The organism is Flavobacterium pygoscelis (assembly GCF_023162025.1).
GTDB lineage: Bacteria > Bacteroidota > Bacteroidia > Flavobacteriales > Flavobacteriaceae > Flavobacterium > Flavobacterium pygoscelis.
This window is the reverse complement of record NZ_JALNUB010000005.1, coordinates 399,655-406,584: the sequence shown is the minus strand read 5'-3', so window position 1 is coordinate 406,584 and position 6,930 is coordinate 399,655. Positions and strand designations below refer to the sequence as shown.

Annotated in this window: 4 protein-coding genes; all 4 read left to right on the top strand. The window is 32.8% G+C overall.

All coding sequences use genetic code 11. The features are described 5' to 3' along the window. Nucleotides 1-1,119, top strand: a 1,119-nt coding sequence (locus MW871_RS10675) for a 3'-5' exonuclease (RefSeq protein ID WP_282454604.1), incomplete at its 5' end; no start/stop codon positions are given. Between the two features lie 45 nt (nt 1,120-1,164). Beyond that, nucleotides 1,165-2,358, top strand: coding sequence for a glycine C-acetyltransferase (gene kbl / locus MW871_RS10670; RefSeq protein ID WP_188049062.1), 1,194 nt, complete (start codon nt 1,165-1,167; stop codon nt 2,356-2,358). 133 nt (nt 2,359-2,491) lie between these two features. Continuing rightward, nucleotides 2,492-3,925 (top strand): OmpA family protein, encoded by a 1,434-nt coding sequence (locus tag MW871_RS10665; RefSeq protein ID WP_248428490.1) that lies wholly within the window; start codon nt 2,492-2,494, stop codon nt 3,923-3,925. A 64-nt stretch (nt 3,926-3,989) separates the two neighbouring features. Beyond that, nucleotides 3,990-6,764: a PD-(D/E)XK nuclease family protein gene (locus MW871_RS10660; RefSeq protein ID WP_248428489.1), complete on the top strand. Its 2,775-nt coding sequence runs from the start codon at nt 3,990-3,992 to the stop codon at nt 6,762-6,764. Nucleotides 6,765-6,930 lie beyond the last annotated feature (166 nt).

Here is a 6,930-nt window from a genome sequence, read left to right as displayed (position 1 = left end):
GGGGTGGGGAATGCCTACATTCAATATTTTCTAGATATCGTTTTAGAGCGTGACGTTCGTAATCAAGCAGGGATTTCAGATTTCTTGAATTTCTGGGATAAAAATGCAGAAAAATTTAGTATTCCGTCACCAGAAGGGAATAATGCAGTGCGGATTATGACCATTCATAAATCAAAAGGATTAGAATTTCCGGTTGTTATTTTTCCTTTTGCAGAAGAAGATTATAATAGAAAACCAAAAGACAAATTGTGGCTTAACGCCGAAGAAGAAGAATTTGGTTTGCCTAAAGTACTCATTGATAATAGCAGTGCGGTAGAAGGTTTTGGTGTAGCAGCTGCGGAAGTTTATAATCAGAAGAAACAAGAGGAATTGCTAGACAACATCAATGTATTATACGTGGCTTTAACGAGGGCAGAAGAACAATTGTATGTTATTTCGAATATGAATTTGTCTCGAAAAGGAGAAATTCCTAAAAATAATATGTGTGCTTTTTTTATTAATTACTTAGAAAATAAACACGTTTTTGATCCCGAAAAATCAGAATATGAATTTGGGAATCCGACGAAGCTTTCTGCACAAAAGAAACATGTGGATACCTCTAAAACAATTCCGGTGGTTCTTGAAATTTTAAATCCAAAGAATATTAAAATAGCTCAACGAGAAGCTTTGATGTGGGGAACATTGCAACAAGAAGCTATAGAATATGGTAATCTTGTTCATGAGATTTTATCTTTTGTAAAAACGAAGTCAGATGTCGAATTGGCACTAACGAAATCTATTGAGAGTGGATTAATTACCTTTAATCAAAAAGAAATAGTGCGTAATACTATTCAGGAGATTATCGATCACAGTGAGTTGAAAAACTTTTTTGCCGAAGGGAATGAAATTTTGAATGAACAAACTATTATTCAAAAAGAGGGAACAACTGTTAAGCCTGACAGAATGGTTTTTACTAAGAATAAAGAGGTGTTACTGCTGGATTATAAAACAGGAATGCACCATGTTAAATACCAGAAGCAATTAGAAGATTATCAAAGTGCAATAGAATCAATGGGTTATAAAGTGATAAAAAAAGCGCTTATTTACATCGGAAAAGGAATCGAAGTAGTAAATTTGTAGATTAAATGAATTATTCGCAAAAATAAATTTATAAATAAAATAATTATGTACGGAAAAATAAAACAACACCTAGAAACAGAACTTCAAACTATTGTAGATAACGGTATATTTAAATCAGAAAGGATAATTACATCGCCTCAAGGAGCTGAAATTACCATTTCTACGGGCGAAACAGTTTTAAATTTTTGTGCTAATAATTATCTTGGTTTGTCCTCTCATCCAGAAGTAGTTCAGGCTGCAAAAGACGCTTTAGACACCCATGGTTTCGGAATGTCTTCCGTACGTTTTATTTGTGGAACTCAGGATATTCATAAAACTTTAGAAAAAAAGATAGCTGAATTTTACGGAACAGAAGACACCATTCTTTATGCAGCTGCTTTTGATGCAAATGGTGGTGTTTTTGAGCCATTATTAGGTGCAGAAGATTGTATTATTTCAGATAGTTTAAATCATGCTTCGATTATTGATGGGGTGCGTTTGTGTAAAGCGGCTCGGTATCGTTATGAAAACAGCAACATGGAGGATTTAGAACAGCAATTGATTAAAGCTACAGAAGCAGGAACTCGTTTTAAATTAATTGTTACCGATGGTGTCTTCTCTATGGATGGAGTTGTGGCTCCATTAGATAAAATATGTGATTTAGCAGATAAATATGATGCAATGGTTATGGTTGATGAATGTCATGCAGCAGGATTTATCGGCGCAACAGGAAAAGGAACCCTTGAGGCAAAAGGAGTTATGGGACGTGTTGATATTATCACAGGAACCTTAGGTAAAGCTTTAGGTGGAGCGATGGGTGGATATACTACAGCAAAAAAAGAAATAATCGAATTACTGAGACAACGATCAAGACCTTATTTGTTTTCTAATTCACTAGCGCCAGCCATCGTTGGAGCTTCTATAAAAGTTTTCGAAATTTTAGAAAGAGATACTGTTCTACGTGATAAATTAGAATGGAATACAAATTATTTTAAAGAAGGTATGAAAAAAGCCGGTTTCGATATTGTTGAAGGTGATTCTGCAATAGTACCCGTAATGCTGTATGATGCTAAATTATCACAAACAATGGCTGACGAGTTATTGAAAAAAGGAATTTACGTTATTGGTTTCTTCTTTCCAGTAGTTCCTAAAGATAAAGCAAGAATTAGAGTACAACTATCTGCAGCACATACAACAGCGCACTTAGACAAGGCTATTAACGCATTTATTGAAGTTGGAGTAAAGCTAAATGTTATATAATTTCAATGTCAAATTGCATAATTCCTACATTTAAGGATTTTTGTAGGTTTTTTTTAACATTTGATTTTGTATTTAGATAATTACGCATTACTTTTGCTTATAATTAACTAAATTTTAATTAAAAAATTAAAGTATGAAACATCTTAACAAACTATTACTTACTGTAATGATGGTGATGGGACTTAGCTCTCATGCACAAGACAGTAACAATCCATGGGCTATCTCTTTTGGGGTTAACGCCGTGGATACAAAAACAAGTGCTGGTGGAGGAAAAAACTTTTTAGATCGTCATTTTTCTCAACCATTCGCAGTTAAAGACAATTGGAATATTCTTCCATCTGTATCTTATTTAAGTGTGTCTAAATATGTAGGAGATAATTTCTCATTCGGTATTTCTGGATCTGTTAACAAGATCGACAAATATGTGAAATTTAATCCAACAGTTCCAGGTCACGATTCTCGTGGTTATGTAGTTTCTAATCCTGGTGATTTAATGTATTACGGTATTGATGCAACTATCAAATATAGTTTCATGAGTTTAGTTAAATCTAAAGTTATCGATCCGTCTTTATCTGTTGGTGGAGGTTATACTTTCTTCGGAGATAGTAGCTATGGTACTGTTAACCCAGGTGCAGGTTTAACTTTTTGGTTTACTGATAATATCGGTTTAGAACTTGCTACAAAATACAAAAAATCTTTCGGAGATAGAGAAGATGCAGCAGGAGTTCCTGATGCTCCATCTCACTTTCAACATACTGCAGGTCTAATCTTCAAATTTGGTGGAAAAGATACTGACGGTGATGGAATCTATGATAGAGATGATGCTTGTCCAGATGTTGCTGGTTTAAAACAATTCAACGGATGTCCTGATACAGACGGAGATGGTATTCAAGATAGTGAAGATGCTTGTCCAGATGTTGCTGGTTTAGCTGCTTTAAAAGGTTGTCCTGATACTGATGGAGATGGAATTGCTGATAAAGATGATGCTTGTCCAGATGTTGCTGGTTTAGCTGCTTTAAAAGGTTGTCCAGATGCTGACGGAGACGGTGTAGCTGATAAAGATGACAAATGTCCTACTGTTGCAGGTCCAAGAGAAAACGCAGGTTGTCCTTGGCCAGATACTGACGGAGATGGTGTTTTAGACAAAGATGACAAATGTCCTACTGTAAGAGGTACTGTTGCTAATCAAGGTTGTCCAGAAGTTTCAGAAGAAGTTATGAAAACTTTAAATAACTATGGTAAAGTAATCTTGTTTGATTCTGGTAAATCTACTTTCCAAAAAGGAACTTACACAGTTTTACAATCAATCACTTCAATCCTTAAAGAATATCCTTACTCAAAATTCATGATCGAAGGACATACTGATAGCGATGGTAGTAATGAACTTAACCAAGCATTATCTGAAAACAGAGCTGCAGCAGTTAAAAATTACTTAATCGAAAATGGTATTGAAACTGATAGATTAAGATCTACAGGTTTTGGTGAAACTAAACCAATTGCTTCTAACAAGACTGCAAAAGGAAAAGCTGAAAACAGAAGAGTAGAGATTTCTTTGATCAAAGAATAATTTCTTTCTAAATATTTATAGAAAACGCCTCGATTTATCGGGGCGTTTTTTTTATTTTTATAGAATGACAAATACCTCCTTTTTAGATAAAATTGCTACTGTTTTAATTGAAGATTACTCTAACACCCTTTCTAATACAATTGTGGTTCTACCCAATAAACGTGCAAAAGTGTTTTTGATTGAAGCCTTAAAAAATCAAGTAGATAGCAATATTCTTTCTCCAGAAATTATAAGTATTGAAGATTTTGTCCAAAATATTGCCGGTATTCGAACTGTAGATCCAATCGAACTTTTATTTGAATTTTATGAAGTTTACCTTTCTATAACGGATAAAACAAATCAGCAAACTTTTGAGCTCTTTGCCAATTGGGCGAAAACACTTTTGCAAGATTTTAACGAGATAGATCGCTATTTATTAGATCCTTCTCACGTTCTTTCTTATCTCAAGGATATAGAAGATATTAAGAAATGGGGAATTGAAGTCGAGAATAAAACAGAATTGTTAGAGAAGTATATTGATTTTTGGAAATTGTTGCCTAATTATTATCAATCACTTTATACGCATCTTTTAAATAAAGGAATTGGCTACCAAGGTTTAATTTATAGAGAAGCAGTAAACAATCTGAATCACTTTACAGATTCTGTTGTCGAGAAGCAATTTGTATTTGCAGGTTTTAATGCATTAAATGCTGCCGAGGAGAAAATCATACAACATTTAATAGCCTCTGATCAAGCTAAAATATTTTGGGATGTTGATCAAACCTTTTTAAACGATCCTTATCACGATGCAGGTTTATTTGTAAGACGTTTCAAAGAAAGTTGGAAACATTATAAGTCTAATCCTTTTGAATGGATTGTTGATGATTTTTCGCAATCAAAAAACATCCATGTTATTGGTACACCTAAAACAATTGGTCAAGCCAAAATAGCAGGCAGTATTATTGAAAACGTAATCCATACCTCTGAAAGCCTAGGTGCTAATGGAAAATTAGATAAAGTTGCTGTTGTTCTTGGGGAAGAAAATCTTTTAGTGCCACTTTTGTATTCCTTACCATCAACTGTTGGTGCGTTGAATATCACTATGGGTTATTCAAGTAAAAATAATCCCGCACAGATATTGATTGCTAAATTATTTAAAATGCATACCAACGCTCTGTCTAGAAATAATAACAGTTATGTTTTTTATTACAAGGATGTTCTGGATATACTGACTCATCCATTGGTAGAACCTTATGCTAAAACTACAGCATTAGTCAGTATCATTAATAAAAACAATTATACATTTATTACGCATCAAAAATTAGTGGAATTGAATGCAGTTCCGTCGGAGTTATTTGTTTTATTATTTAAAAAATGGGAAAGTGGCTCTATTCCGGTGCTTGAAAGTATTTCTGAATTATTGCTAACGATAAAAAATAATTTGAGCAATGATAATGAAGAAGAGAAAATTACTAAAGCTTTTGTATTTGCCATTTTTAAAGTTATAAATAAACTAAATAATTATTATTCCAAACACCAACATATTGATAAAATAGAAACACTTTATGCAATTTACAAACAAGTAATAGATCTTGCTGAAGTCTCATTTGAAGGAGAACCTTTGAACGGTTTGCAGATTATGGGAGTTTTAGAAAGTCGGGTTTTAGATTTTGATACCGTTATTGTTACTTCGATGAATGAAGGAAAATTTCCAGCAGGAAAATCACAAAATTCATTTATTCCTTATGATGTAAAGCGCGAATTAGGCCTGCCTACTTTCAAAGAGAAAGATGCTATTTATACGTATCATTTTTATCATTTGTTGCAGCGCGCTAAAAATATTTATTTGCTTTATAACACAGAAAGTGAAGGATTAGATGCTGGTGAGAAAAGTCGTTTTATCACCCAACTCGAAGTCGAAAAACAGATCAATCATAATTTAACACATGAGATTTATAATGCTGATCTTCCCGAAACTGCTTATCAACCCATGGTGATTCCAAAATCGGAATCTGTAATGATTCGTCTAAAAGAAATTGCTGATAAAGGATTTTCTCCATCTGCTTTGACGAGTTATATTCGGAATCCAATTCAGTTTTATTTCCAAAAAATATTGCGCATCAGTGAAGTGGAAGAAGTAGAGGAGAATATTGCCCTGAATACTTTAGGAACGATTATTCATGAAACCTTGAAAGTTTTATATGAACCTTTCATCGGGAAATTCATATCAGAAAGTGATCTAATCAATTGTTTTAAGCAAATAGATGTTGAGGTTCTCAAACAATTTAAACTTGTTTATAAAGAGGGAGAGATTAAAAAAGGTCGTAATTTATTGGCCTTTGAAGTTGCTAAACGAAATGTTTCTAATTTCTTAAAAGTCGAATTAGAAAGTGTGAAAAATGGAGATGCCATTAAGATCATTGCTTTAGAACAAACTTATGAAAGGTCTTTACATCATCCTGGTTTGCCTTTTCCGGTATTAATAAAAGGAAATGTAGATCGAATTGAAGAGCGCAACGGAATAATTCGTATTATTGATTATAAAACAGGAAAAGTTGATAAGGCTAATGTTATGCTAAAAACTTGGAATGGTTTGACAGAAGACATTAAAAGCGATAAAATTATTCAAGTTTTGGCCTATGCTTATATGTATGAGCAGGAAGCAAAAGGAAAACCAATTGAAGCAGGAATTATCTCTTTTAAAAATTTAAAATCTGGATTTTTACCTTTTATTTTTAAAGAAGAAAAAGAATTAAATTCCATTATAAATGAATCCGTTTTGAGTAATTATATCGAACAAATTGTGTTTTTGTTAAGTGAAATTTTAGATAAGAATATACCATTTGAAGAAAAAATTTAAATTATAAAGCTATTAGAAAAGTCGCTAATATATTCGAGTTTTACAAAAGTACTTTGATAATAAATCTATCATTAAGTAGTGTTGTGTGGTTCTTTGTAGGGTTTGAAACCTTTAAATATGTTCTTGTTATTTTTGGATTTTTTATTAGTGTATTGCTCAAAGAAGT

Coding starts and splice junctions, on each gene's coding strand:
- kbl (WP_188049062.1), top strand. CDS start 1,165: ATGTACGGAAAAATAAAACAACACCTAGAAACAGAACTTCAAACTATT.
- MW871_RS10665 (WP_248428490.1), top strand. CDS start 2,492: ATGAAACATCTTAACAAACTATTACTTACTGTAATGATGGTGATGGGA.
- MW871_RS10660 (WP_248428489.1), top strand. CDS start 3,990: ATGACAAATACCTCCTTTTTAGATAAAATTGCTACTGTTTTAATTGAA.